Origin of the sequence: Ancylobacter moscoviensis (assembly GCF_007559435.1) — a bacterium.
Taxonomy (GTDB): domain Bacteria; phylum Pseudomonadota; class Alphaproteobacteria; order Rhizobiales; family Xanthobacteraceae; genus Ancylobacter; species Ancylobacter moscoviensis.
The window spans coordinates 161,055-183,223 of record NZ_VMBP01000005.1; the positions used below are offsets into that span (position 1 = coordinate 161,055).

Below are 22,169 nucleotides of genomic sequence, written 5' to 3' on the forward strand. Positions count from 1 at the left end.
GTGCGGGCGCGGGAAGCCGGCGGGGCGAGGCCGCCGCTCAGTAGGCGCACTCGTCGAAGATCGGCTCGACCGAGCGGTTCCATTCGGTCTCGTAGCGCCGCAGCAGCACCTCGGCCGGGGTGAGGCCGGTCTCGAGGCTTTCTTCCAGCGGCTTGAGGAAGCGCGTCTCGTCGCGGCCCTGGCTGTCGCGATAGTCGCGGCGGGCGAGGCCGTCGCGGGCGATGGCGACCACCTCGCGGGCGAGCTCGCGCATGGAGCGGCCGGCGATCTCCGCCTTGAAGCCGAGCCGGGGCACGTCGTCGCGCAGCTTCTGGCGCTCCTGCGCGCTCCAGCCCCTGGCGAGGTCCCAGCCGGCGTCGAGGCTCGTCGTGTCGTAGAGCAGGCCGGTCCACAGCGCGGGCAGGGCGCACAGATTGCGCCACGGGCCGCCATCGGCGCCGCGCATTTCGAGGTAACGTTTCAGCCGCACCTCGGGGAAGATGGTGGAGAGGTGGTTGGCCCAGTCCGAGACCGTCGCGGTCTCGCCCGGCACCGCCGGGTGCCTTCCCGCCAGAAGATCGCGGAAGGAGGAGCCGGCGACGTCGATATAGGTGTCGCCGCGCTTGATGAAGTACATCGGCACGTCGAGGGCGTAGTCGACGTAACGCTCGAAGCCCATGCCGTCCTCGAAGGCGAAGGGCAGCATGCCGGAGCGGTTGTTGTCGGTGTCGCGCCAGATCTCCGAGCGGAAGGAGAGGAAGCCGTTGGGCCGCCCTTCCGTGAAGGGCGAGTTGGCGAACAGGGCGGTGGCGACCGGCTGCAAAGCGAGGCCGACGCGCAGCTTCTTCACCATGTCGGCTTCCGAGGCGAAGTCGAGATTCACCTGCACGGTACAGGTCCGGTACATCATGTCGAGGCCGTGCGTGCCGACCTTCGGCATGTAGCCGGTCATGATCTTGTAGCGGCCCTTGGGCATCACCGGCGTCTGCGCCAGCGTCCATTTCGGGCTCATGCCGAGGCCGAGGAAGCCGAAGCCGAGCGGGGTCGCCACCTCGCGCACATGGGTGAGATGGGTGTTCACCTCGGCGCAGGTCTCGTGGATGGTGACGAGCGGCGCGCCGGAAAGCTCGAACTGCCCGCCGGGCTCCAGCGAGATCGCCCCGCCGCCGACATTGTCGGCGAGGCCGATGATGGTGGAGCCCTCCATGATCGGCTCCCAGCAGCTCAGCGCCTGCATGCCTTCGAGCAGGGCGCGGATGCCGTTCTCGCCTTCATAGGGCACGGGATCGTGGCCCTTCAGGGTGAAGGGGAACTTCTCGTGCTCGGTGCCGATGCGGAACTTCTGCGGCGCCTTGCTGCCCGCTTCCAGCCAGGCGACGAGCTCGTCGCGGCTTTCGATGGGCTGCGTGTCGATCTGGTCTCGCGCCATAAAGGACTCCGGCGGCAGGCTGGCAGGGCGCGAGACCATACACAGGCCGGCGTTGGACGCAAATCGCCGTAACTACCGATGAAAATCGGGGAATATGGCGGGCCGGCGCCGGGCCGTTTCAGCCGGTGGCGGCGGACGAGGCGAGGACGACGGCGCGGGTGCCGGCCGGCACCCGCCGGTAGAGGTCGATGATGTCCTGGTTCAGCAGCCGGATGCAGCCGGAGGAGACCATGGTGCCGATGGTCCACGGCTCGACGGTGCCGTGCAGCCGGTACAGCGTGTCGCGCCCGTCGCGGTAGAGATAGAGCGCGCGCGGGCCGAGCGGGTTGCCCGGGCCGCCCGGCAGGCCGCCGGCATATTTGCCGTAGCGCTCGGGCTCGCGGCGAATCATGTCCGGGGTCGGCGTCCAGCGCGGCCACTCGGCCTTGCGGGCGATGGTGGCGGCGCCGCGGAAGTTGAAGCCTTCCTCCCGGCCGACGCCGACGCCGTAGCGCAGCGCCCGGCCGCCCTCGCGGACCAGATAGGCGTAGCGGGCCTCGACGTCGACGACGATGGTGCCGGGCTCCTCGCGGGTGGCATAGGCGACCTCGCGCCTCAGGAAGCGCGGATCGATCCGCGACAGATCGACGGCCGGGACCGGATAGGGCTCGCCGTCGAGCGCGGCGTAGATGGCCTCATAGGAGGCCGCATGCGCGGGCGCGGAAGCAAGGGGAAGGGCGGCCTCCGCCGGCGCCGGCCGGCGCGCCGTGGCGCAGCCGGCGAGAAGGAAGGGAGCGCCGAGAAGGAAACCGCGTCGGTCGATGGCCATGGACGTCTGTGCCTCCGGAAGGAATGCGATGGGGTCGCGGCCTAGGTGCGCGATGGCGCCGGAAGCGTCCATATGTTATGGGGTAATCACTTCCATAACCAAGAGGCATGGATGGATCTCGCCGCCGCCCTGCGCGCCTTCGTGCGCACCGTCGAGCGCGGCTCGGTGACGGCGGCGGCACGGGACCTCGCCGTGACGCAGCCGGCCGTCACCAAGCATCTGCGCAATCTGGAGCGCCATGTCGGCGCGCGGCTGCTGGAGCGTTCGGCGCGCCTCGTGCGCCCGACGCCGCAGGGCGCGGCGCTCTACGAGACGAGCCGCTCGGCGCTCGCCTCCATCGATTCGGCGCTGGAAGGCGTGCGGCGCGACATGGGCGCCATCGAGGGGACGCTGCGCATCCACGCGCCCGCCTGCCTCGGCGCCCGGCGGCTGCACGGTATCGTCCTGGAGTTCCAGGCGGCGCATCCGGGCGTGAATGTCGATCTCATCCTGGAGAACCGCAGCGTCGATCTCGTCTACGAGAATCTGGACCTCGCGGTGAAATATGGCCGGCCGGAAGGACAGGACCTGATCATCCGGCGGCTGGGGCTGGTGCGGCGGGTGCTGGTGGCGGCGCCGAGCTTCCTGGCCCGCTGCGGCCCCGTCGACACGCTGGAGCGCCTGTCGCAGATCGACCTCGTCACCACGCCCGCCGTGGTATCGCCGCGCGACATGCTGGTCGTGCAGCGCGCGGGGAACCCGCTGGGCGAATCCATCGAGGTGCCGGTGCGCCCGATCCTGCGCACCAATGCCGCCGAAGTGATCGAGCAGACGCTGCTGGGCGGCCACGCGGCCGGGCCGGTGCAGGTGCTGTTCGCCGCCCGCGACCTGGCGGCGGGGCGCCTCGTGCGGCTGCTGCCGGAATACGAGGTGCGCCCGTCGGAGGTGTTCCTCGCCTATCCCTCGGTGCGCTTCATGCGTCCGGTGGTGCGGGCCTTCACCGATTTCGCCGTGCCGGCGCTGCGGGCGACGGAAGGGATCACCTGATCCGGCGCCGCCCGGTTCCGTGGGCGACCTCTCCCCGGCGGGGAGAGGTAATAAAAGGACGCCGGCTACTGCGCGGAGGCGTGGGCCAGCCAGGTCTTGACCGCGTTGAGCGCCTCGTTGCGGTTGCCGGTGCGGTGGGCGGCCTCCTGATAGACGGCGATCTGCACGTCGGCGCTGGTGCCGCCGCCGAGGATGGTGCGCAGGTGCTCCAGTTCCTCGCCGCCGCCCAGCGCCTGTGCGTCGTCGCGCAGCTGGTCGATCAGCGTCTCCACCGCCTGCGCCACCGGGACGGCCTCGCGAGCGCCGCGGTCGACGAAGCTGCCATGGATGCCGTAGCGCTGCGCCCGCCACTTGTTCTCCGAGGCGATGGCGCGGTCCACCGCGTCGATGCCGGCGTTGAGCCCGGGATTGCGCACGAGATGGCGCACCAGCGCGCGGTAGAGCGCGGCGATGGCGACGGAATCCTCCACCCGCGTGCAGCTGTCGGGCGCCCGCAGCTCGAGCGTCGGATGCTTCACCGAGGGACGGATGGTCCACCACACATAGCTCGAATCGCGGATCGCCCGCGCCGCCACCAGGGCGTCGATGTAGTCCTGATAGTCCTTGGCGGTCTCGAACAGCTCGGGCAGGCCGGTGCGGGGCAGCTCGTCATAGGCGGCGAGCCGGTAGCCCATCAGCCCGGTGCGCTTGGATTCCCAGAAGGGCGAGGAGGTCGACAGCGCCACGAAGATCGGCAGATAGGGCAGGATGCGGCGCATGACGTCGATGCGCTGGTCGGCGTCGGGCAGCTCCACATGCACATGCATGCCGCAGAGCATGTTGCGCTCGCCGAGCATCTGGAGATCGTGCATCAGCCCGTCATAGCGGCGGGTCTGCGTGCCCTTGCCGGTCTGCCAGCTCGCCGTGGGGTGCGTGCCGGAAGCGAGGAAGGCGAGGTCGAAGCCGGCGGCCACCTCGCCCAGCGAACGGCGCAGGCCGCGAAGCTGGCGGCGCGCCTCGGCGGCGCTCTCGTGCGGGCGGGTCATCACCTCGATCTGCGACTGCAGGAGCTCGCCGGAGACCGCGCCCCCCAGTTCCGCATGCACCTTGTCCATGAAGGCGCCCGGCATGCGGCGCAGCGCGCTGCGCGTTTCCCCGTCGACGATGAAATATTCTTCCTCGATCCCGATGCGGTATTCTTCTGTCGTCATGGCGTCATTCTCCGCACTCATCGATAAGGATGCAGGCAGGCATAGCTTAGCCGACGCAGAATCAATCCGCGTCGATTTCGGTGGCTTGATGATTGAAAAGTAAGACCGGAATGTGACCCCGAATTGGAGGGGTATCGAGGTCAATTTATTATAATTGTCAAAATTATATTGATGCTACTACCAGTAGTGGGCATCTCGTTTCTTGGGCATGCAGCCGCCTTTCCGCGGCCGGGGAGCGGCGCGGCACAAGGGCGGTCTTCCGATAGCCGGTGCTCCCGCGGCGGGGTGCCCGGTGACGCCGGCTAACGCGCAGGGTCGAATCCGGTTCCCGCCGGGCGCGTGCTTCGCCGCTCTTTCAGCGGGCGGCGTGCCGCGCCGCTTCCACCAGGGCGAGGGCCGCCACGGCGGCGGTGTCGGCGCGCAGGATGCGCGGGCCGAGCGAGAGCACGACGGTGCCGGGGCGGGCGGCCAGCCGGCGCCGCTCCTCGTCGTCGAAGCCGCCTTCCGGGCCAATGAGCACGGCGAGCGGCCCGTCGATCGCCGGGCGCAGCGCCGCCATCGGGTCGGCCTCGGGCGCGGCCTCGTCGCAGAACACCAGCCGGCGTTCCGGCGCCAGCCCGGCCAGCCAGCGGGCCAGCGGCTCCGGCTCCAGCACGGCGGGCGGGTTGAGGATGCCGCACTGCTCGGCGGCCTCGATCACATTGGCGCGCATGCGCTCGGTGTTCACCCGCGTCGCCTGGGTGCGGCGGGTCATCACCGGCACCAGCCGGCCGGCGCCCATCTCCACCGCCTTCTGCACCATGTAGTCGAGGCGGGCATGCTTGAGCGGGGCGAAGGCATAGTCGAGATCGGGCGGCGGCGTCTGCCGGCGCAGCCGCGCCTCGCAGCGCAGGAGCGCCTCGCGCCTGCCGCCGGCCTCGCGCACGGCGCGCCATTCCCCGTCGCGCCCGTTGAAGAGATGGATGTGCCCGCCGACCTCCAGCCGGATCACGTCGGAGACGTAATGGGCCCGGTCGCGGTCGAGGCTGACCAGCGCGCCTTCCGCCAGCCCATCCTCGACGAAGAGGCGCTGGGCGCGGAAATCATAGGGCTGGTCGAGGGAATCATCTTGAGTTCGGGCCATGATGCGGGCCATTTTCTCGCTTATAAGCCGGCACGGTGAGATATGCCGTGATGTTGCCCAATCTTTAAGGCCCCTGTATCACGCTGGGTCAATAAGACGGCACCGCCCGGCGGTTCTGATGAGAGGTTGAATATTGGAAGCTCGCCTGAAGCACCCGCGCGCCGGCATGCCGGCGCTGGCTGGCGCGCTCATCGTCGGGATGCTGCATGCGACGCCGGCCGGCGCGCAATGGATCGGCACGCCCGGCGGTTCCGGTGACGGGGCCTCCGGCTCCGGCAATGTGACCATCACCGCGCCGGCCCCGGCCCCCGGCATGCAGGGCGGCCTGGGCTCCGGTTTCGAACCGGCGCCGCAGCCCGTTCCGCAGCAGGCCAACCCCAACATGGCCGAGTGCCAGACGAGCGTGCAGAAGCTGCGCACCGACCTCGAGGCGCGCGGCGGTGCCGTGCAGAAGGCGGCGAAGGCCAAGCGCCCGCCGTCCGAGCTGTGCCCGCTGTTCCGCAACCTCGCCACCGCCCAGCAGGCCTTCTATGCCTACCTCAACGGCAACAAGGCCAAATGCGGCGTGCCCGACGACGTGCTGCAGAAGCTGAAGGCCAACAACTCCCAGGTCGCCACGACACGCAACCGCGTCTGCGAGGTGGCGAAGATGCAGGAGAACGGCGGCGGCGGTGGCGGCGGTGGCCCCAGCGGTCCGCCGGCCCAGGGTTCCGTCTCCGCCGGCCTCGGCCTGCCGAGCGGCCTTCCCAGCGTCGGCACCGAGCCGGGCGGCGTGTTCGACACGCTCGGCGGCGACGCGTTGCGCTGACCGGCCATGATGCTTCCCGCCGGCCCGGCTCCGGCCGACACCACCGGAAACTGGGTCGACCGGCGCGCGCCCTCCTTCCTGCGCCCTTTCCTGCGGCTGGCGCGTGCCGATCGCCCGATCGGCAGCTGGCTGCTGCTCATTCCCTGCCTGTGGTCGGTGGCGCTCGCCCTGCGCCTGCAGGCGGATGCCGGCGCGCCCGACTACGGGCACGCGGCGGCGCTGATCGCGCTCTTCGCCATCGGCGCGGTCGCCATGCGCGGGGCGGGCTGCACCTGGAACGACATTCTCGACCGCGACATTGACGGGCGCGTGGAGCGCACGCGCGCGCGCCCGCTGCCGGCCGGGCAGGTGACGCTGGCCGGCGCCTTCGTCTTCCTCGGCGTGCAGGGCCTCGCCGGCCTCGCCGTGCTGCTCTGCCTGCCGCCCTTCGCCATCGCCACGGCGCTCGCCTCGCTGGGCGTGGTGGTGATCTATCCGCTGATGAAGCGGGTGATCTGGGTGCCGCAGGCGGTGCTCGGGCTCGCCTTCTCCTGGGGCGCGCTGATGGGCTTCGCCGCGCTGATCGAGGCGCTGCCGCCCTCCGCCTTCCTGCTCTATGCGGGCTCGGTGCTCTGGGTGATCGGCTACGACACCATCTACGCGCATCAGGACCGCGAGGACGACGAGACGGTCGGGGTGAAGTCCTCGGCGCGGTTCTTCGCCGGCGCGACCAAGCGGTGGCTGGTCGGCCTGTATGGCGGCACGGTGGTGCTGTTCGCGCTGGCGATCGGCGCGGCGGGCGGCGGCGTCTTCGCCTGGCTGGGGCTCGCCCTGTTCGCGGCGCATCTCGCCTGGCAGATCCGGCGGGTCGACATCGACGACGGCGGGAACTGCCTGCGGGTGTTCCTCTCCAACCGCGACGCCGGCCTGATCCTGTTCGCGGGGCTGGCCGTCCAGGCGTTGGCGGCCTGAGCGGCGGGCCGGAGCGCCCGAACGCGGGTGCCCGCGAGGCTGCGCGGTTGCGGGGGCGGCCCCGGCGGTGCTAAGGAGCCGCAAACCCTTGAAAGCACGGTTCCCATGAGCATCCGCCTGCACCGCGGCGACCTGGTCGATCTCGCCCGCTACACGCCCGAGAACGCGCCCTTCGTCGCCATCGACACCGAGACGCTGGGCCTCAACCCGCATCGCGACCGGCTCTGCGTGGTGCAGCTCTCGCCGGGCGACGGCACCGCCGACATCGTGCAGATTCCGGCCGGCGCCGGCCCCGGCAGCGCGCCGAACCTCGAAAAGCTGCTCACCGATCCGCGCAGCACCAAGCTGTTCCACTTCGCCCGCTTCGACGTCGCCGTGCTCGGCAAGACGTTCGGGCTGACGGTGGAGCCGGTGTGGTGCACCAAGATCGCTTCGCGCCTGACCCGCACCTACACCGACCGGCACGGGCTGAAGGAGCTGGTGCGCGAGCTGCTCGGCGTCGACCTGTCCAAGCAGCAGCAGAGCTCGGACTGGGCGGCGGAGGAACTGAGCGAGGCGCAGCTCCAATACGCCGCCTCGGACGTGCTGCACCTGCATGCCCTGCAGGCGAAGCTCGCCGCGATGCTGGCCCGCGACGGGCGCACCGAGCTGGCCGAGGCGTGCTTCGGCTTCCTGCCGACCCGCGCCAAGCTGGACCTCGCCGGCTGGCCGGAAGAGGACATCTTCGCGCATTCTTGAACGGCGGCGCCCGGCGCCGTCCGGGGTCTGCCCGAGATTCGCCGACTTCTCAGGGCTTGTTGAGTTGCAGCGCCCCGTGCTTGCGCGTCAGGGCGGAAGCCGCCATCTTACGCGATGGTGGGGGTCCATCGCAGCCGGGGATACACCGTCACGCATGAACAAATACGTCGAACCTCCCGCGCGCCGCGGCGCGAGAGCGACGGAGCCGTTGGCTCGTCGGGCGACGGCGCTCGCCTCGAAGGGGGGCGATCGCTACAAGGACGCCCAGCGGCACAGCCGGCGCGTGCGCTTTTTTCGCTGGGCCCTGCCGGTCGGCGTGGTGACGATGCTCGGGCTCACCGTGGCGGTGAACTATCTCGACCCGTTCAGCATCGCCGTCGACCTGCCCTTCGAACTGGGCCGGGTGTCGCTGTCGGGCACGCAGGTGAAGATGGAATTCCCCCGCCTGCACGGCTTCACGGCCGACAACCGCAGCTACAACGTCTCGGCGATCTCGGCCTCGCAGGACCTGACGAAGCCGGACAGCATCAACCTCGACAAGATCGACGCCAAGATGGAGCTGGCCAATAATGGCTGGGCCAACCTGACGGCGAATGCCGGCCACTACAACACCAAGACCGAGCAGCTGGAACTGACCGAGGGGGTCCGCTTCGACACCTCCTCGGGCTATGGCGGCACACTCAAGGACGCCGCCATCGACATCAAGGGCGGCAAGCTGGTGTCGAATCATCCGGTGGAGCTGACCTATCAGGACGGCAAGCTGACGGCCGACAGCATCGAGGTCACCCAGAAGGATTCGCGCGCCCTGCTGACCGGCAACGTGCAGCTCGACTTCAAGATGCCGCCGGCCGACGGCGACACGCGCAAGAGCACCGAGGCGCCGAAGCTTCGGGGTGCGACAACGGTGGGCGTCACCCCGTGAGTTGCGTCATTGAACGGCCACCGCGGCGCGGCTAGACAGGCAAGCATGAACATGTTGAACCGCTTCGCCGGCACCGGCCTCGCCCTTCTCGTGATCTCCGCCGCGGGCCTCGGCCCGCTGGCGACGGAGGCGCTGGCGCAGCAGGGCCGCAACGTGCCGAACGCCCTGCAGGGCTTCGCCGCCAACCGCGACCAGCCGATCCGGATCAACGCCAACAGCCTGGAAGTGCGCGACCAGGAGAAGCAGGCGATCTTCACCGGCAACGTCGTCGTCCAGCAGGGCGACACGACGCTGCGCTGCAAGAAGCTGGTGGTGTTCTACGACGGCAAGGAAGCGGGCGGCGCGGCCAAGAGCGGCGAGGCGCTGGCCGCCGGCAGCCCGATCAACTCCTCCGCCATCCGCCGGCTGGAGATCATCGACTCGGTGGTCGTGACCACCAAGGAGCAGACGGCGACCGGCGAGAAGGGCGTGTTCGAGACCGCCTCGAACACCATCACGCTCACCGGGAGCCCGGTGGTGCTGACCTCGGGGCCGAACGTGATCCGCGGCAAGAAGCTGACCGTCGACCTGACCAGCGGCCTGTCGCGCTTCGACGGCGGGCGCATCGAGAGCCTGATCGTGCCCAACAGCATGAAGCAGATGGAAGGCGCCGCCGCCCCGGGAGCGGCGCCCAAGCCGGGGGCGAAGCCCGCCAAGCCGACGCCCTGAGGCGTTTTGCGCCCGGCACCCTCGACGGCGTGCGGGTGCCGGGGAGCGTTTCCGGGGCGCGGCGTCGTTCGCCTGCGCATCGTGAACCGGCGCGGATCCGCAACATGCGGGCGCTTGCGGCCCGGATTTTGCATCTGCCATTTGCCAGCCGCGTTTAGAGCGTTTATCACCTTCCGGGTGGTGACTTCACCACGGAGGTGCGCGTGGGATTTTTCTCGACCATCGTCGGACGCGGCAAATCGGTGCCGCCGGGTTCCCAGGCCGATGGAGCGCGCGCGCGCGGCTTCGGCAGCGGCGGTCGCGCCGGCCCCCGCCCGGACGCCCTCGAGGCCCGGTTCGAGGCGGAATTCGAGGCGGCGCTGACGACCGGCCTGCGGCCCGCGGCGCCGGCGACGGCCGCCGCGTCCTCCTCGGTCTCGCCGGCCACCGACCAGGGCATGCTGCGCGCGGTGGGGCTCGCCAAGAGCTATGGCGGGCGGCAGGTGGTGCGCGGCGCCAGCCTGAACGTGCGGCGCGGCGAGGCGGTCGGCCTGCTCGGCCCCAACGGCGCCGGCAAGACCACGATCTTCTACATGATCACCGGGCTGGTGAAGGCCGATGCCGGGCGGATCGAGCTCGACGGCCACGACGTCACCCATCTGCCGATGTACCGCCGCGCGCGCCTCGGCGTCGGCTACCTGCCGCAGGAAGCCTCGATCTTCCGCGGGCTCTCGGTGGAGAACAACATCCGCGCCGTGCTGGAGGTGGTGGAGCCCAGCCGCAAGCAGCGCGAGCGCCAGCTCGACGCGCTGCTGGAGGAATTCCGCGTCACCCATGTGCGCAAGTCGCCCTCCATCGCGCTGTCCGGCGGCGAGCGGCGGCGCGTCGAGATCGCCCGCGCGCTCGCCTCGCGCCCGACCTTCATGCTGCTCGACGAGCCCTTCGCCGGCATCGACCCGATCGCGGTCGGCGACATCCAGGCGCTGGTGCGCCAGCTCACCGAGCGCGGCATCGGCGTGCTGATCACCGACCACAATGTGCGCGAGACGCTGGGTCTGATCGACCGCGCCTACATCATCCATTCCGGCACCGTGCTGATGGAGGGCTCGCCCGAGGAAATCGTGGCGAGCGAGGAGGTGCGGCGGCTCTATTTGGGCGAGGAGTTCCGTCTCTAGCATGGACAAGCCGCCGCCCGCCCCGCTCGATGCCGTCCGTGGAGAGTGCGCGCCATGTCGCTGAGCCCGCGTCTCGAATTCCGCCAGACCCAGTCGCTGGTGATGACGCCGCAGCTCATGCAGGCGATCAAGCTGCTCCAGCTCTCCAATCTCGATCTGGTGGCCTATGTCGAGGCGGAACTGGAGCGCAACCCGCTGCTGGAGCGGCAGGTGGAGCCGGAGGGCGAGCGGCCGGGCGAGGCGGAAGGCGAGGGGCGGGAAGGCGGCGAGCGCGTCACCGATGCCGATCTCGACCCGCGCGCCGGCCATGGCTTCGAGGCCGAGGGCACCGGCGGCGAGCGTGAGGAGCGGGTTTCCGACTGGCTGGAGGAGCGGCTCGACGCCAGCCGCAGCGCCATCGAGGACCGGCTCGATACCACGCTGGAGAACGTCTACCCGGACGATTCCGGGCGCGAGCCGGCGGGCCTCGCCCCATCCGGCGAGGCGCCGGCCTATTCGGAATGGGCGGGCGTCGGCACCGGCGGGCGCGACGATGACGGCTACAACCTCGAAGCCTTCGTTTCCGCCGAGACGACGCTGGCGGACCATCTGGAAGGGCAGCTCGCCCTGGCGGTGAGCGATCCCGTGGAGCGGCTGATCGGCCAGAACCTCATCGATCTCATCGACGAGGCGGGCTACCTCTCCGCCGACCTCGCGGGCGTCGCCGAACGGCTGGGCGCCCCGCCGGAGACGGTGGAGAAGGTGCTCGGCGTGGTGCAGAGCTTCGATCCGCCGGGCATCGGCGCGCGCTCGCTGGCCGAATGCCTCGCCATCCAGCTCAAGGAGCGCAACCGCTACGACCCCTGCATGGCGGCGCTGCTCGGCCATCTCGAACTGCTCGCCCGGCGCGAATTCACCACGCTGAAGCGGGTATGCGGCGTCGACGACGAGGACCTTGCCGAGATGGTCGGCGAGATCCGCCGGCTCAACCCCAAGCCGGGCCTCGCCTTCGGCTCGGGAATCATCCAGCCGATCGTGCCGGACGTGTTCGTGCGCGGCACGCCGGACAACTGGCTGGTGGAGCTGAACGCCGACACGCTGCCGCGCGTGCTGGTGAACCAGGCCTATTATTCCCGCGTGCAGAAGACGACGCGCAACGAGCGCGAGAAGGCGTTCCTCTCCGACTGCATGCAGACCGCCACCTGGCTCACGCGCTCGCTCGACCAGCGGGCCCGCACCATCCTCAAGGTGGCGACCGAGATCGTGCGCCAGCAGGACGCCTTCCTCACGCTCGGCGTGCAGCACCTGCGGCCGCTGAACCTGCGCATGGTGGCGGACGCCATCGGCATGCACGAATCGACGGTGTCGCGCGTGACGTCCAACAAATACATGGCGACGCCGCGCGGGATCTTCGAGATGAAGTACTTCTTCTCGTCTTCTATTTCCGCTTCCGACGGCGGCGAGGCGCATTCGGCGGAGTCGGTGCGCTTCCGCATCAAGCAGATGATCGACGCGGAGAGCCCCGACGACGTGCTTTCCGACGACACGCTGGTGCAGCGCCTGCGCGAGGCCGGCATCGACATCGCCCGCCGCACCGTCGCCAAATATCGCGAGGCGATGCGGATTCCCTCGTCCGTGCAGCGCCGCCGCGAGAAGCAAGCGGCCCTCTCGGCCGGCTGAAAAGGCCCGCCGCCGCGTGGCTTGCCGAGCTATCCACTGCCCCTCGTTGACACATTCCCTCGCGGCTCCTACCTCTTAAGGGCACCGGCCGGGCATGTAGGGGGTTCGGGCAGGGAGGGGGCGGACAGAATCGACCGCCATGCGCCTTGCCCCAGCAGAGGGACGAGTCACGATGCCGCTGCGGGTTTCTGGAAAAAACATCGACGTGGGCGAGGCGCTGAGGCAGCGGGTTTCCGACCGCGTGGCCGGCGCCATGGGCAAGTATTTCGACGGCGGCTGGTCCGGCCATGTCACGGTGGCCCGCGAGGGCTCCGGCTACCGCTCCGACTGCGCGCTGCATCTCGACAGCGGGACGGTGCTGCAGGCCCATGCGGACGCACAGGATCCCTATGCCAGCGCCGACGCCGCCATGGAGCGGATCGAGCGGCGGCTGCGCCGCTACAAGAGCCGTATCAAGCGCCGCGCCCTGAACGGGGAGGGCAGCGCGCTCGCCGAGACGGTGCCGCTGACCGTGTTCACCGCCCCCGACCACGAGGACGCCGAGCTGATCGAGGGCTGGAGCCCGACCGTGGTGGCCGAGGCGACCGCCAACCTGCCGCGCCTGTCGGTCAGCGACGCGGTGCTGGAGCTCGACTTCACCGGTGCTTCCGCGCTGGTGTTCCGCCATGCCGGCCATGGCCGCATCAACGTCGTCTACCGGCGTGGGGACGGCCATGTCGGCTGGGTCGATCCGCCCACCAGCGCCATGGCGGAAGAAGTCCATTGATCGCCCCTGTCTCCGGGAAGCGCGCGGCCGTGAGAGCGGCCCGCGCGCTTCGTCTCGCCGCGACGCGGATCACCATGTCCCGGACCGTTATGTCCCACACCGTCATGCCCCGGATTGTCAGCCACGGATCGAGTCATGGCTTTGAATGACATTTTGGCGATGGCCGCCGTGTTCCCGACCCTGCGGGTCGGCAGCAAGAAGCAGGCCCTGCAGGAGCTGTCGGCCCATGCGGCGGAGCTGCTGAAGCGGGACGAGCGGGAGATCTTCGAGACGCTGAACCAGCGCGAGCGGCTCGGCTCCACCGGCGTCGGCAACGGCATCGCCATTCCGCACGGCAAGCTGGCCAAGATGGACAAGCTGTTCGGCATGTTCGCGCGGCTGGAGAAGCCGATCGACTTCGAGGCGCTGGACGGCGAGCCGGTCGATCTGGTGTTCCTGCTGCTGGCGCCGGAGGCGGCGGGCGCGGACCATCTGAAGGCGCTGGCGCGTGTCGCCCGCCTGCTGCGCGACCCGGAGGTGGCCAAGAAGCTGCGCAATTCGCGCGACGCGGCCTCGATCCACGCCATCCTGACCGGCGCGCCGGCGACCGACGCGGCCTGAGGCGGCGGCCGGGCGATTTCGCACCGGCCGGTCGGCTTTCCCGTCGCGGTGGCTTTCCCGCTGCGACGGCTGTCATTGCGGCGGCGAGCGCCTATGTCAGAAGGCGGATAGCGTTCCTCAGGAGAGACCTCCATGGCCGAAACGTCGATTCCCGCCAATCTTGCCCTCGCGTCGGAGCAGTGCCGCGCGGCGCGCGCGCTGCTCGACTGGAGCGCGCAGCAGCTCGCCGAGCGCGCGCGCGTGACGCTGGACTGGCTGCACGCCTTCGAGGAGGGCCGCGAGCCGGGCGAGGATGTCGACCCCGGCGAGGCGGAGCGGCTGCGCCGCGTGCTGGAGGAGGCCGGCATCGACTTCCTCGACGCCGGCGAGGCGAGCACCGGCGGCGGGCCGGGCCTGCGCATCAAGCAGAAGGCCGGCTATATCCCGTCCGAGCGGCTGAGTTCGGCCAACGACGTGTGAGATGGTGGCGATCCTGCCCTGGTGATCGTTTCCCGGCCCGGCGCTTCGCCTGCGGCTCCGCGGGGCCGGGAAACCATGACAGCATCGAAAAGCCCGCTGTCATGCCCGGCCTTGGGCCGGGCATCCACGCCTTCCTCGGAGCCGAGAGCCGTGGATGGCCGGGTCGAGCCCGGCCATGACGTCCCGCTATCGGGAGCCTACGGCGTGATCGCCACCTTGAGCACGCCGTCGCGCTGGTGCGAGAAGAGGTCGTAGGCGGCCTCGATGTCGTCCAGCTTGAAGCGGTGGGTGACCAGCGGCTTGAGGTCGACGCGGCCGGAGGCGATGACGTCGATCAGCCGGCGCATGCGCTCCTTGCCGCCGGGGCAGAGCGTGGTGACGATCTTGTTGTCGCCGAGACCGGCCGAGAAGGCGCCGAGCGGGATCTTCAGGTCGGTGGAATAGACGCCGAGGCTGGAGAGCGTGCCGCCCGGGCGCAGCACGCGCAGCGCGGTCTCGAAGGTGTTCTGGGTGCCCAGCGCCTCGATGGCGACGTCCACGCCGCGGCCGTCGGTGAGCGCCATGATCTGCTCGTAGACGTCGCCCTGCTTGAAGTCGACCACGTCGGAGCAGCCGAGCTTGCGGGCGATCTCCAGCCGCGCCGGCACGGTGTCGACGCCGATGATGCGGGTGGCGCCCTTCAGCTTGGCGCCGGCCACGGCGCACAGGCCGATCGGGCCGAGCGCGAAGACCACGACATGGTCGCCGATCTTCACCGCGCCGCTCTCGGCGCCGGAGAAGCCCGTGGACATGATGTCCGGGCACATCAGCACTTCCTCGTCGGTGAGTTCGTCCGGCACCGGGGCGAGGTTGGCGATGGCGTCGGGCACCAGCACATATTCGGCCTGGGCGCCGTCGATGGTGTTGCCGAACTTCCAGCCGCCCATCGGCTTGAAGCCGTGCTTGGTGCCGGGGCCGTCCTGCGAGGAGCAGCCGCACAGGCAGGCATAGGAATGGCCGCTCGGCGTGATGGCGCCGGCGATGACGCGCTGGCCTTCGCGATAGCCGGTCACCTGCGAGCCGAGCTTTTCGATCACGCCGACCGGCTCATGGCCGATGGTGAGGCCCTTGGCGACCGGATACTCGCCCTTGAGGATGTGGACGTCGGTGCCGCAGATCGTGGTGGTGGTGATGCGGATCAGCGCGTCGAGCGGGCCGACTTCCGGGATCGGCTTCTCGTCGAGCACGATGCGGCCGGGTTCGACGAAGATGGCGGCTTTCATCTTGGGCATTGGGCGTCTCCTGCGTTTGGCGTCGCGGGAGAATGCCGACCCGAGATCATCGTACCATGACAAGCGTCAAAAGCCGGCCAAGGACTTGCTCGTTCGACGGTATTCGGATCAGCCGACCCCGCGCTCTGCCATCAGCCGTATCACCGCGGCGCGCAGTTCGGGAATGCCACTTCCGTCGCGGGAGGATGTGGGAAACACGATCGGGAAGGCCGCCGGCCGGCGGGCGAGCGCGGCCTCGGTGGCGGCGACGCGCTGCGCCAGCTCGGCGGGCTTGAGCTGGTCGGCCTTGGTCAGGACGATGGCGTAGGAGACCGCCGCCTTGTCGAGGCCGTCGAGGACCTCGAGGTCGATGGGCTTCAGCCCGTGGCGGGAATCGATCAGCACGAAGACGCGGGCGAGGTTGGCGCGCCCGCGCAGATAGGCGTGGATGGTGGCGGTCCAGGCGTCGACCTTGTCCTTCGGCGCCTTGGCGAAGCCGTAGCCCGGCATGTCGACCAGGGTCAGTTCCGGTCCGAGGCCGAAGAAGATCAGTTCCTGCGTGCGCCCCGGCGTCACCGAGGTGCGCGCGAGCGCCTTGCGGCCGGTCAGCCCGTTGACGAGGCTCGACTTGCCCACATTCGAGCGGCCGGCAAACGCGATCTCGATGCCGCGCATGGGCGGCAGCGTGGGAATGGTCGGCGCGGCCGAGAGGAAATTCCACTCGCCCGCGAAGAGCCGGCGCCCGGCTTCGAGCTCGTCGGGCGTGAAGGCCGACGCGGCGGCGTTATCGTCGGCCTGATCCACGATCTCAGCCGGCCTTCGGCTTCTTCTTGCGGGAGAAGGTGTCCCGCAGATTGTCCCACAGTTCGATCTTCACGCCGTTGCGGCGCATGATGATCGACTGCTGGAGCACCGAGAGGGTGTTGTTCCACGCCCAGTAGATGACGAGGCCGGACGCGAAGGAGCCGAGCATGAAGGTGAAGATCAGCGGCATCCAGTCGAAGATCGCCTTCTGGGTCGGATCCGGCGGGGCCGGGTTCAGCTTCATCTGCACCCACATGGTGATGCCCATGATGATCGGCCACACGCCGAGCAGCAGGAAGTGGCCGATGACCGGCACCGTGCCGGGATCCCACGGGATGAGGCCGAACAGGTTGAAGACCGTCGTCGGATCGGGCGCGGAAAGGTCCTTGATCCAGCCGAAGAACGGCGCGTGCCGCATTTCGATGGTGACGAACAGCACCTTGTAGAGCGCGAAGAAGACCGGGATCTGGATCAGGATCGGCAGGCAGCCGGCGACCGGATTGATCTTCTCCTTCTTGTAGATCTCCATCATCTCCTGCTGGAGCTTCACACGGTCGTCGCCGTAGCGCTCGCGCAGGGCCTGGATCTCCGGCTGCACCGCCTTCATCTTCGCCATCGAGGCGTAGCTCTTGTTGGCGAGCGGGAAGAAGACGCCCTTGATCAGCACGGTGACGATCAGGATGGCGACGCCGAAGTTGCCGACGCCCTTGTAGATCCAGTCGATCAGCAGGAAGAGCGGCTTGGTGATGAAATAGAACCAGCCCCAGTCGATCAGCAGGTCGAAGCGGTCGATGTTGTAGGTCTTCTGGTAGCCGTCGACGACGCGCACTTCCTTGGCGCCGGCGAAGAGGCGCCCGTCGGTGGTGGCCTTGGCGCCGGGCGCCACGGTGACGGCGTCGCCCAGGAAGTCGGTCTGGTAGGTCAGGTCGTTGCCGGCCTGCGCGGCGGAGAAGCGCGCCTGCACCTTCTCTTCCGCACCGGGGATGACGGTGGCGGCCCAGTACTTGTCGGTGATGCCGAGCCAGCCGCCGACCGAGGGGAAGGTCTCGGACTTGCGCTCGGCGATGTCCTTGTACTTGATCTCGTGGAGGCCGCCCTCCGAGGTCACGCCGATCAGGCCCTCATGCAGGATGTAGTAGCCGAGCGTGTGGGGCGTGCCGTGGCGCGAGACCAGCGCGTAGGGGTGCAGCGCCACCGGGGCGGCGGTCGTGTTCTCCACCTCGTCGACCACATGGAACATGTAGTTGGTGTCGATGGTGAGGGTGCGGCGGAAGGTGAGGCCGGCGCCGTTGTCCCAGGTCAGGACGAGCGGCTTGTCCGGCGTGAGGGTGGCGCCTTCCGGGGCGGTCCAGAGCGTGTCGGCGGCGGGCACCGCGACATTCGCGCCGGCGCCGGGCACCCAGCCGAATTCGGCGTAGAAGGGGTTCGGGCCGCCCGAGGGCGAGAGCAGCACGATGATCGGGCTGTCGGGGCTGACGGTCTCGCGGTAGTCCTTGAGCGACAGGTCGTCGATGCGGCCGCCCTTGAGGGCGAGGGAGCCGACGACGCGGGGCGTGTCGATGGCGATGCGCGGCGAGCGGGCGAGGGCCTCGGCGCGGGTCAGCGCGGTGGCGGGCGTCGCCGACGGGGCGGGCACCGCGGTGCCCGGGGCGGGCGTTCCGGCCTGGCCCTGCGGCTGGGCGCCCTGTTGCGCCGCCTGCTGTTGCGCCGCCTGCTGGCGCTGCTGATCCATCTGCGGGATGCCGGAGAAGTACTGCCAGGCGATCAGCACCGCCATCGACAGCACGATGGCGAGGATCATATTGCGGTTTTCACTGGTCATGGCAGCGTCTCTCCGTCGGCGTTCGCCGGGCGCTGCGGCGCGTTCTCGCGCGCAGGCTTCGACGGACGCCGGCTTCCTGAGTGAAGGCGGGCGATGCCCCGCTCGATGTCTTTTACGAGATCGGCAAAGGGAGTGCCGAGCGCGGCGCGCCGGGCAACGATCACATAATCGAAACCGGACTTGCCGGCGCGCGGCAGGGCGTCGCGGACAGCCGCGCGCAGCCGGCGGCGGATGCGGTTCCGCTCGACGGCATTGCCGTGTTTCTTGGTGACGGTGAGCCCGATACGGGGCGAGGTGTCGTCGGCGCGGTCACGGCCCTGCAGCAGCAGCGGGCCGGAATTGGCGCGCAGCCCGGAGGCCGCGGCCAGAAAGTCCTTGCGCTTGACGATCCGGTGCATGGCGGGGCGCCGATCCTCAGGCGGCAGGGCGGCGCGCCCCAGCCATACGGGGCCGAAAGGCGAGGTCAGGCCGACAGGCGCTTGCGGCCATGAGCCCGGCGGGCATTGATGATCTTGCGGCCGTTGCGGGTCGCCATGCGCGCACGGAAGCCGTGCCGGCGGGCGCGCACGAGCTTGCTCGGTTGATAAGTGCGCTTCACGGGTCTTTCTCCGCTTGTTCGATGTGCCGCCCCGGGCCGGAATGCTCCCTTGCTCTCCGGCACCGCGAACCTGTCGCGGCGATGAACGAACATGCAGGGGGCAACCCGACCGCGCAGGCAGCCGTGATTGGAGGCGGCTTATAGGGGGGGCGCCTGCCCAAGTCAACTTGAGAAGTCGATCCGGGCCGCCCGACATGTGCATGCCGCGCGGCACGTGTCCACGGCCGGGACCCCGACCGCCGGCCGACGGATCGTGACGGCCCCCTCTGGCACTCGCGCCGGGGCGCCATACATCATGCAATGGGGTAATCCGTCCGACGGCGACAAGTGCGCAGCGGTGACGCTGCGTCGTTTCCATGCCGCATTCGTTGGGTCGGATAGGAAACGGTCCTGAATCCGGCGCTCGTCCGGGCAGGGACTGCACGGTCAAGGGGTGCGATGAAGAAGCGTTCGGAAGCCGGAACGGAAGCCGTTGCCCTCGCCGCCGTCGCGGCGGCGGGTGCCGACGCGCGCCCGGCCGCCGACGTGGTGCCCGCCGCGACCCGGCCCTCCGAGGCCGAGGCGCCCCGGCAGCCGCGCCATCTCGGCCTTTCCGGCAAGCTGCTCGCCTTCACCCTGGCCTTCGTGCTGCTGGCCGAGGTGCTGATTCTCGTGCCGGCGGTCGCCGCCTTCCGGCTCAACTGGCTGTCCGACCGGCTGGCCGGGGCGCGGACGGCGGCGCTGGTGCTCGACGCCGCGCCGGACGGCATGATCTCGCCGCAGCTGACGCAGGAGCTGCTGCGCAGCGTCGGCGCCATCACCGTGGCCTTGAAGCGCGACGACACGCGCCGCCTGCTCGCCTCCTCCGACATGCCCCCGGAGGTCGACCACCACGCCGACGTGCGCGACGTCGGCCCGTGGCAGGCGGTGTCGGAAGCCTTCGAGACGCTGCTGGCCCGCGACGGGCGGGTCATCCGCGCCGTCGGCACGCCGCCGCGCGGCGACGGCTTCGTCGAGATCGTCATCGACGAGACGCCGCTGCGCAAGGCGATGCTGCGCTTCACCGGCAACCTGCTGCTGGTCTCGCTGGTGATTGCCGCGCTCACCGGCGCGCTGGTCTATCTCGGGCTGGCCTGGATGTTCGTCCAGCCGATGCGCCAGCTCACCCAGCGCATGATCGCCTTCCGGGCGAATCCCTCGCTGCCGGTCCCCGAATACGACGCCACCGCCCGTCTCGACGAGATCGGCCAGGCGCAGCGCGAGCTGACCGCCATGCAGCGGCAGATCGCCGAGACGCTGCAGCAGAAGAACCGCCTCGCCGCGCTCGGCCTCGCCGTGTCGAAGATCAACCACGACCTGCGCAACCTGCTGGCCTCGGTGCAGCTCATCTCCGACCGCCTCGCCGCCATCCGCGACCCGGCGGTGCAGCGCTTCACCCCGAAGCTGGAAGCGGCGCTCGACCGGGCCATCGCCTATTGCGAGCACACGCTGGCCTATGGCCGGGCGCAGGAGCCGGCGCCGGAGCGGCGCATGGTGGCGCTGGCGCCGATGGTCGCCGAGGTGCGCGACACGCTCGGCCTCGGCGCCGTGACGGAGGAGGGGCCGGGCATCGGCTTCGTCGAATCGGTCGACCGCGACCTGAAGGTCGACGCCGACCCCGACCAGCTGTTCCGCGTGCTGCTCAATCTCTGCCGCAACGCCATGGAGGCGCTGTCCGCCCGGACGCCGAACGACCCGGCCCGCGACCAGATCCGCGTCACCGGCCGGCGCGAGGGCGCCATCGTCTTCATCGAGGTGGCCGATACCGGCCCCGGCGTGCCCGAGCGGGCGCGGGCGCACCTCTTCGAGGCCTTCCAGGGCTCGGCGCGGCGCGGCGGCACGGGGCTCGGCCTCGCCATCGCCGCCGAGCTGATGCAGGCGCATGGCGGCGACATCCAGCTCGTGCCCGGCACCATCGGCGCCACCTTCCAGCTCCGCGTGCCGGACCGTCCGGTCGATCTCGACGCCCACCGGGCGCTGCGCTCGCATGGCTGAGCGCGGCGCGCAGGGCCGGCGGGCGACGCGGCGGACCGCCGGGACCCTCGCGGCCGGGCTGCTGCTCGCCGCGCCGGGCGTCGTCGCGCACGGCACCGCCGTGCTCGCCGCCGACGTCACCGTCTCCGGCCGGCAGATCCTCGTCGACGGCCAGCCCTTTCCCGTGCGCGGCGCCGCCGTGGAAGCGCCCCTGGCGCCGCTCGCCGGCCTCGGTGCCACCACCGTGCGCAGCTATGGCGGCGATCCCGGACCGCTGCTCGACGAGGCGCAGAAGGCGGGGCTGAAGGTGATCGCCGGTCTGTGGGTCGGCCATCCGCGGCTGGGGGCGGACTATGGCGACCGGGCCTTCGTCGAGCGCCAGCTCGCCGAGCTGGAGGCCATCGTCGCGAAATACAAGGACCACCCCGCGCTGCTGATGTGGGGTGTCGGCAACGAGGTGGAGGTCGACCTCGCCGACGATTCGCCGGTCTGGCCCGCCATCGAGGAGGTCGCGCGGATGGTGCGGCGGGTGGACCCCGCGCATCCCACGCTCGCCGTGCTGGCCGAGACCGGCGACGCCAAGGTGAAGAAGCTGATCGCGCAGGCTCCGAGCGTGCAGGTGCTCGGGCTCAATTCCTATGGCGACGCGCTCTATTCGGTTGCCGGCCGCGCCCGCGCGCAGGGCTGGACGGGTCCCATCGTGGTGACCGAGCTCGGCGCGCTCGGCCAGTGGCAGGCGGCACAGGCACCCTGGGGTGCGCCCTTCGAGCCCTCGTCGACGCAGAAGGCGATCCAGCTGCGCCGCTACCTCAAGGCGCTGGACGAGGCGGAGGCCGGCGCCATCGTCTTCCTGTGGGGCCAGAAGCAGGAGGTGACACCGACCTGGCACGGGCTGCTGCTGCCGGACGGCACCGGACTGGAAGCGGCGGAGGCGATGGCGGAGGCCTGGGGCGGGCAGGTGCCGGGGAGCAACCACGCGCCGCGCATCGCCTATCTGCGGGTGGCGGACGACCCGAGCGCGCCCTTCGCCTCGTGGAGCGCCGGCGACGAGGGCTCGTTCACCCTCGACGCGGTCGATCCGGACGAGGACCTGATGGAGGTGCGCTGGTTCGTGATGGGCGAGAGCACGGCGCGGGGCGTCGGCGGCGACCGCGAGGAGGAGCCGCCCTTCTTCCCCGAGGCGGTGCGCCAGGGTGGGCCGACGGGCGCGCGGGTTTCCGGGCTCAAGCCCGGCCGCTACCGCATCTTCGCGGAGGTGCGGGACGGCCGCGGCGCGGCGGCCACGGTGAACATGCCGTTCGAGGTGAAATAGCCGGCCGGGAGGGGAGGGGCGTGGCCGGGCGAACCGACACTGGCCTGTGGAAACCTCCGCTCGTCATCGGA

Annotated in this window: 22 protein-coding genes; 13 read left to right on the plus strand and 9 right to left on the minus strand. The window is 70.1% G+C overall.

Going from position 1 to position 22,169, the window contains the following annotated elements; genetic code table 11:
* Nucleotides 1–37: 37 nt before the first annotated feature.
* Nucleotides 38–1,408, minus strand: coding sequence for a glutamate--cysteine ligase (locus FO470_RS15435; protein ID WP_144343872.1), 1,371 nt, complete (start codon nt 1,406–1,408; stop codon nt 38–40).
* A 118-nt stretch (nt 1,409–1,526) separates the two neighbouring features.
* On the minus strand, nt 1,527–2,216 hold the full coding sequence (locus FO470_RS15440) for a L,D-transpeptidase (protein ID WP_144343873.1): 690 nt from the start codon (nt 2,214–2,216) through the stop codon (nt 1,527–1,529).
* Between the two features lie 111 nt (nt 2,217–2,327).
* Between FO470_RS15440 and FO470_RS15445 the strand changes: the two genes are divergently transcribed.
* Nucleotides 2,328–3,242 (plus strand): LysR family transcriptional regulator, encoded by a 915-nt coding sequence (locus FO470_RS15445; RefSeq protein WP_144343874.1) that lies wholly within the window; start codon nt 2,328–2,330, stop codon nt 3,240–3,242.
* Between the two features lie 65 nt (nt 3,243–3,307).
* Here FO470_RS15445 and FO470_RS15450 read toward each other — a convergent pair whose 3' ends face one another.
* Nucleotides 3,308–4,432, minus strand: coding sequence for a carboxylate-amine ligase (locus tag FO470_RS15450; protein WP_144343875.1), 1,125 nt, complete (start codon nt 4,430–4,432; stop codon nt 3,308–3,310).
* Nucleotides 4,433–4,787: 355 nt separating this feature from the next.
* On the minus strand, nt 4,788–5,555 hold the full coding sequence (locus FO470_RS15455) for a 16S rRNA (uracil(1498)-N(3))-methyltransferase (RefSeq protein WP_144343876.1): 768 nt from the start codon (nt 5,553–5,555) through the stop codon (nt 4,788–4,790).
* Nucleotides 5,556–5,688: 133 nt separating this feature from the next.
* Between FO470_RS15455 and FO470_RS15460 the strand changes: the two genes are divergently transcribed.
* The 10 genes from FO470_RS15460 to FO470_RS15505 all read left to right on the plus strand — a co-directional run bounded on the left by FO470_RS15460 (nt 5,689) and on the right by FO470_RS15505 (nt 14,320).
* A complete protein-coding gene (locus tag FO470_RS15460; protein ID WP_244616489.1) occupies nt 5,689–6,363 on the plus strand; it encodes a hypothetical protein in 675 nt (224 codons plus the stop codon).
* A 9-nt stretch (nt 6,364–6,372) separates the two neighbouring features.
* On the plus strand, nt 6,373–7,314 hold the full coding sequence (gene ubiA, locus FO470_RS15465) for a 4-hydroxybenzoate octaprenyltransferase (RefSeq protein WP_144344070.1): 942 nt from the start codon (nt 6,373–6,375) through the stop codon (nt 7,312–7,314).
* A gap of 105 nt (nt 7,315–7,419) precedes the next feature.
* Complete coding sequence (locus FO470_RS15470; protein ID WP_144343877.1) at nt 7,420–8,052, plus strand: ribonuclease D; 633 nt, start codon at nt 7,420–7,422, stop codon at nt 8,050–8,052.
* A 154-nt stretch (nt 8,053–8,206) separates the two neighbouring features.
* Nucleotides 8,207–8,974, plus strand: coding sequence for an LPS export ABC transporter periplasmic protein LptC (lptC, locus tag FO470_RS15475; protein ID WP_246659608.1), 768 nt, complete (start codon nt 8,207–8,209; stop codon nt 8,972–8,974).
* A 45-nt stretch (nt 8,975–9,019) separates the two neighbouring features.
* Nucleotides 9,020–9,682 (plus strand): LptA/OstA family protein, encoded by a 663-nt coding sequence (locus FO470_RS15480; RefSeq protein WP_144343878.1) that lies wholly within the window; start codon nt 9,020–9,022, stop codon nt 9,680–9,682.
* A 203-nt stretch (nt 9,683–9,885) separates the two neighbouring features.
* On the plus strand, nt 9,886–10,836 hold the full coding sequence (gene lptB, locus FO470_RS15485) for an LPS export ABC transporter ATP-binding protein (RefSeq protein ID WP_144343879.1): 951 nt from the start codon (nt 9,886–9,888) through the stop codon (nt 10,834–10,836).
* A 54-nt stretch (nt 10,837–10,890) separates the two neighbouring features.
* Nucleotides 10,891–12,495 (plus strand): RNA polymerase factor sigma-54, encoded by a 1,605-nt coding sequence (gene rpoN / locus FO470_RS15490; RefSeq protein ID WP_144343880.1) that lies wholly within the window; start codon nt 10,891–10,893, stop codon nt 12,493–12,495.
* Between the two features lie 172 nt (nt 12,496–12,667).
* Nucleotides 12,668–13,261, plus strand: a complete 594-nt coding sequence (gene hpf / locus FO470_RS15495; RefSeq protein ID WP_144343881.1) for a ribosome hibernation-promoting factor, HPF/YfiA family — start codon at nt 12,668–12,670, stop codon at nt 13,259–13,261.
* Nucleotides 13,262–13,396: 135 nt separating this feature from the next.
* Nucleotides 13,397–13,861: a PTS IIA-like nitrogen regulatory protein PtsN gene (gene ptsN / locus FO470_RS15500; RefSeq protein WP_144343882.1), complete on the plus strand. Its 465-nt coding sequence runs from the start codon at nt 13,397–13,399 to the stop codon at nt 13,859–13,861.
* Between the two features lie 132 nt (nt 13,862–13,993).
* Nucleotides 13,994–14,320, plus strand: coding sequence for a helix-turn-helix domain-containing protein (locus FO470_RS15505; protein WP_144343883.1), 327 nt, complete (start codon nt 13,994–13,996; stop codon nt 14,318–14,320).
* Nucleotides 14,321–14,517: 197 nt separating this feature from the next.
* Here the strand turns inward: FO470_RS15505 and FO470_RS15510 are convergent, their stop codons facing one another.
* The 5 genes from FO470_RS15510 to rpmH all read right to left on the minus strand — a co-directional run bounded on the left by FO470_RS15510 (nt 14,518) and on the right by rpmH (nt 18,794).
* Complete coding sequence (locus FO470_RS15510) at nt 14,518–15,591, minus strand: NAD(P)-dependent alcohol dehydrogenase (protein ID WP_144343884.1); 1,074 nt, start codon at nt 15,589–15,591, stop codon at nt 14,518–14,520.
* 108 nt (nt 15,592–15,699) lie between these two features.
* Nucleotides 15,700–16,374, minus strand: coding sequence for a ribosome biogenesis GTP-binding protein YihA/YsxC (yihA, locus tag FO470_RS15515; protein ID WP_144343885.1), 675 nt, complete (start codon nt 16,372–16,374; stop codon nt 15,700–15,702).
* Between the two features lie 4 nt (nt 16,375–16,378).
* On the minus strand, nt 16,379–18,196 hold the full coding sequence (gene yidC, locus FO470_RS15520; RefSeq protein ID WP_144343886.1) for a membrane protein insertase YidC: 1,818 nt from the start codon (nt 18,194–18,196) through the stop codon (nt 16,379–16,381).
* Nucleotides 18,193–18,594, minus strand: a complete 402-nt coding sequence (gene rnpA, locus FO470_RS15525; RefSeq protein ID WP_144343887.1) for a ribonuclease P protein component — start codon at nt 18,592–18,594, stop codon at nt 18,193–18,195. The genes yidC and rnpA overlap by 4 nt, the downstream gene beginning before the upstream one ends.
* Nucleotides 18,595–18,659: 65 nt before the next feature.
* Nucleotides 18,660–18,794, minus strand: a complete 135-nt coding sequence (rpmH, locus tag FO470_RS15530) for a 50S ribosomal protein L34 (RefSeq protein WP_013165198.1) — start codon at nt 18,792–18,794, stop codon at nt 18,660–18,662.
* A 438-nt stretch (nt 18,795–19,232) separates the two neighbouring features.
* Between rpmH and FO470_RS15535 the strand changes: the two genes are divergently transcribed.
* Nucleotides 19,233–20,807 (plus strand): sensor histidine kinase, encoded by a 1,575-nt coding sequence (locus FO470_RS15535; protein WP_144343888.1) that lies wholly within the window; start codon nt 19,233–19,235, stop codon nt 20,805–20,807.
* Nucleotides 20,800–22,098, plus strand: coding sequence for a glycoside hydrolase 5 family protein (locus FO470_RS15540; protein WP_246659609.1), 1,299 nt, complete (start codon nt 20,800–20,802; stop codon nt 22,096–22,098). The genes FO470_RS15535 and FO470_RS15540 overlap by 8 nt, the downstream gene beginning before the upstream one ends.
* The last annotated feature ends 71 nt before the right edge of the window (nt 22,099–22,169 follow it).

Excerpts from the sequence above, each read along its gene's own strand:
- lptC (WP_246659608.1), top strand. The coding sequence starts at position 8,207 with ATGAACAAATACGTCGAACCTCCCGCGCGCCGCGGCGCGAGAGCGACG.
- hpf (WP_144343881.1), top strand. The coding sequence starts at position 12,668 with ATGCCGCTGCGGGTTTCTGGAAAAAACATCGACGTGGGCGAGGCGCTG.
- FO470_RS15535 (WP_144343888.1), top strand. The coding sequence starts at position 19,233 with ATGAAGAAGCGTTCGGAAGCCGGAACGGAAGCCGTTGCCCTCGCCGCC.
- ubiA (WP_144344070.1), top strand. The coding sequence starts at position 6,373 with ATGCTTCCCGCCGGCCCGGCTCCGGCCGACACCACCGGAAACTGGGTC.
- FO470_RS15440 (WP_144343873.1), bottom strand. The coding sequence starts at position 2,216 with ATGGCCATCGACCGACGCGGTTTCCTTCTCGGCGCTCCCTTCCTTCTC.
- FO470_RS15435 (WP_144343872.1), bottom strand. The coding sequence starts at position 1,408 with ATGGCGCGAGACCAGATCGACACGCAGCCCATCGAAAGCCGCGACGAG.
- ptsN (WP_144343882.1), top strand. The coding sequence starts at position 13,397 with ATGGCTTTGAATGACATTTTGGCGATGGCCGCCGTGTTCCCGACCCTG.
- FO470_RS15450 (WP_144343875.1), bottom strand. The coding sequence starts at position 4,432 with ATGACGACAGAAGAATACCGCATCGGGATCGAGGAAGAATATTTCATC.
- FO470_RS15540 (WP_246659609.1), top strand. The coding sequence starts at position 20,800 with ATGGCTGAGCGCGGCGCGCAGGGCCGGCGGGCGACGCGGCGGACCGCC.
- FO470_RS15480 (WP_144343878.1), top strand. The coding sequence starts at position 9,020 with ATGAACATGTTGAACCGCTTCGCCGGCACCGGCCTCGCCCTTCTCGTG.
- FO470_RS15505 (WP_144343883.1), top strand. The coding sequence starts at position 13,994 with ATGGCCGAAACGTCGATTCCCGCCAATCTTGCCCTCGCGTCGGAGCAG.
- FO470_RS15470 (WP_144343877.1), top strand. The coding sequence starts at position 7,420 with ATGAGCATCCGCCTGCACCGCGGCGACCTGGTCGATCTCGCCCGCTAC.
- FO470_RS15510 (WP_144343884.1), bottom strand. The coding sequence starts at position 15,591 with ATGCCCAAGATGAAAGCCGCCATCTTCGTCGAACCCGGCCGCATCGTG.
- rpoN (WP_144343880.1), top strand. The coding sequence starts at position 10,891 with ATGTCGCTGAGCCCGCGTCTCGAATTCCGCCAGACCCAGTCGCTGGTG.
- FO470_RS15445 (WP_144343874.1), top strand. The coding sequence starts at position 2,328 with ATGGATCTCGCCGCCGCCCTGCGCGCCTTCGTGCGCACCGTCGAGCGC.
- yidC (WP_144343886.1), bottom strand. The coding sequence starts at position 18,196 with ATGACCAGTGAAAACCGCAATATGATCCTCGCCATCGTGCTGTCGATG.
- FO470_RS15455 (WP_144343876.1), bottom strand. The coding sequence starts at position 5,555 with ATGGCCCGAACTCAAGATGATTCCCTCGACCAGCCCTATGATTTCCGC.
- rnpA (WP_144343887.1), bottom strand. The coding sequence starts at position 18,594 with ATGCACCGGATCGTCAAGCGCAAGGACTTTCTGGCCGCGGCCTCCGGG.